4 protein-coding genes are annotated in these 2,159 nt (G+C 52.6%); 2 read left to right on the forward strand and 2 right to left on the reverse strand.

Annotated elements, in window-relative coordinates; translation table 11 throughout:
- Together H6F43_RS23290 and H6F43_RS23295 are read left to right on the forward strand one after the other, a co-directional pair.
- A partial coding sequence (locus H6F43_RS23290) for an aminotransferase class V-fold PLP-dependent enzyme (RefSeq protein ID WP_190345112.1) occupies positions 1–450 on the forward strand: 450 nt, incomplete at its 5' end.
- Positions 450–992 (forward strand): Uma2 family endonuclease, encoded by a 543-nt coding sequence (locus H6F43_RS23295; protein ID WP_190345113.1) that lies wholly within the window; start codon positions 450–452, stop codon positions 990–992. The genes H6F43_RS23290 and H6F43_RS23295, both read left to right, overlap by 1 nt.
- 41 nt (positions 993–1,033) lie before the next feature.
- On the opposite strand, the gene H6F43_RS23300 is transcribed toward H6F43_RS23295, so the two are convergent.
- Together H6F43_RS23300 and H6F43_RS23305 are read right to left on the reverse strand one after the other, a co-directional pair.
- Positions 1,034–1,648 carry a 2OG-Fe(II) oxygenase gene (locus H6F43_RS23300; RefSeq protein WP_190345114.1) on the reverse strand — a complete coding sequence of 205 codons (615 nt, stop codon included), beginning with the start codon at positions 1,646–1,648 and terminating at the stop codon, positions 1,034–1,036.
- Positions 1,649–1,709: 61 nt separating this feature from the next.
- The gene (locus H6F43_RS23305; RefSeq protein ID WP_190345115.1) at positions 1,710–1,928 is read right to left on the reverse strand and encodes a hypothetical protein; all 219 of its coding nucleotides are present in this window, start codon (positions 1,926–1,928) and stop codon (positions 1,710–1,712) included.
- Positions 1,929–2,159: the final 231 nt, after the last annotated feature.

The following is a 2,159-nucleotide window of genomic DNA, read 5'->3' on the forward strand; positions in this document are numbered from 1 at the left end:
GCCGATTTGCCGCATAAGTTTGAAGCAGGGACGCCTGCCATTGCAGAGGCGATCGCCCTTGGTGCGGCAGTCGATTATCTGGCAGGCATTGGCATGGACACCATCCACGCCTATGAAGCAGAACTCACTGCGCATCTGTTCCAGCAGCTAAACCAGATCCCAGAGATCAAACTTTACGGACCGCAGCCAGACGCAGACGGCAACGGTCGTGCAGCACTGGCGGCGTTTACGGCAGGTGCGGTTCACCCGCACGATTTGTCTACGCTACTGGACCAAGACGGCATCGCCATTCGCGCTGGGCACCACTGCACCCAACCGCTGCATCACCACCTCAGCTTGCCATCTACCGCTCGCGCTAGCCTCTACTTCTACAACACCCACGAAGAGATTGACGTCTTTGTTGCAGCACTGAGAGAGGCGATCGACTTCTTCGGCAGCGTGTTCAATTGATGATTACAAGAGTTAAATGGTCGATCAATGACTACCACCGCATGATCGCGGCGGGAATTCTGCACGATCGTCGCGTTGAGCTATTGGCAGGAGAAATTATCGAAGTGAGTCCAGAAGGTCCCCTCCATGCCTCGCGGATTCGCAAGATTGCCAACTATCTCCGCAGCTTGCTCAACGGGTTAGCGCTGATCTCAGAGGCGCATCCGATTACGCTAACGGATTCTGAGCCAGAACCGGATGTGGCGATCGTGCGGCTACCAGAGTCGCGGTATGACGATCACCATCCTCAGGTGGAAGACATTTTTTGGCTGATTGAAATCTCAGACAGCACGCTAATCAAGGATTTGGACACGAAGCAGAAGACTTATGCAGCGGCGGGGATCAACGAGTATTGGGTGGTTGATTTGAACGCCAGTCGGTTAACGGTCTTTCGTCAGCCGCAGGGTAAAGCGTACGCGGTCAGGCAGGAATTGAGTCAGGGTGAACTATCGCCCGTCGCCTTTCCTGAAATTGCTGTGTTGATCGAGGCGCTTTTTCGTTAGTCGAAAACGATCGACTTCTTCGGCAGCGTCTTTAGCTGGCTCTAAGCCCGTTTTGACATGACTCGCTTCGACGACGCTCTTGACTCCACCGTAAACGCTGGAATGTCGTGCAGTTCGCTGTCGGTTAGGCTGTACTGCTCACACACTAAGCTCAGGCGGCTCCCTGTAACCACTACAGCGTTGACCGAATGCGTTAAGTCGCCCTGAAAGTGCAGCAGCGTTCCAGATTTCGGTGTAATCTGCCCAACCCGCTGCTTGTGGGTTTGCAGTACAAGTTCGCCTCCCTGTAAGTTAGGTGGCACTTGCACGTACAGTACGCTCACCATTGCGGGGGGATCAATCGTCTTGCAGTAGGAGCGCAGCGATCGATCAATGTGCGGGTCCACTCGCGATCCCTGCTGGAGCAGCAGCGGGTTGAGGTAAAACGCATTACAGGCAGACAGTAGCGCCTGCTCTAGATAGCGCTTGAAGAACGGAAACTGCCGCTCCACGGTTGCAAGCTGCGATCGCTGGAAGACGATCGAGAACCCTTTGGTTCCGACAAAATCTCGGTTGAGGTTGTTGACGGTGAAATAAGGGCACGCCAAAATTCCTCCCCGCAGTTCGTTCAGGTAGTCGGGTGAGAATGCGTTGGGCTGTTGACGGTAGTAGCTCATGTCTCGAAGTGTCCCTGATTCCTCGAATCGCTCAGGGCACGCCCATCATAGCGCTTCAGCGTCATGGAAGCGGGTGTAGCGGTATCCCTTTGGCTGCTGAACGAATAAACATCACGCAAGCTGTGGGGCGGGCAATCCAAGCAAGCACCAGTCCGGTTACCCTTGTGATGCCTAAAAGTTCCACTAGCGCCTCAAGCGTAACCAGCACGTTGGCGCTTTCATCTCCAGTGGAAATAACGTGCGATCGAGCAAACGATCTCGATCGAAAGTATGGCTCCAATACTGAGCTGTTTCTTGCTGTTCTCTTACAGCCTCAGCAATTCCAAAACTGAGGTAGGTTAATCGATTCGGCTTGCTTTTGCTTCAACCAAATAGAGAATAGAGTTGTTAGTTTAGAACACGCAATTGTTAGACTCTAAATCAGGACTAAAAATCAAAATGTTCATGATTTAGGTAGGTTTATCTTTGATTTGATTTCGAGTCTCTTCAAGGAAGACGGTAAAGACTTGTG

Origin of the sequence: Leptolyngbya sp. FACHB-36 (assembly GCF_014695955.1) — a bacterium.
In the GTDB taxonomy this organism is placed as follows: Bacteria; Cyanobacteriota; Cyanobacteriia; order Leptolyngbyales; family Leptolyngbyaceae; genus FACHB-36.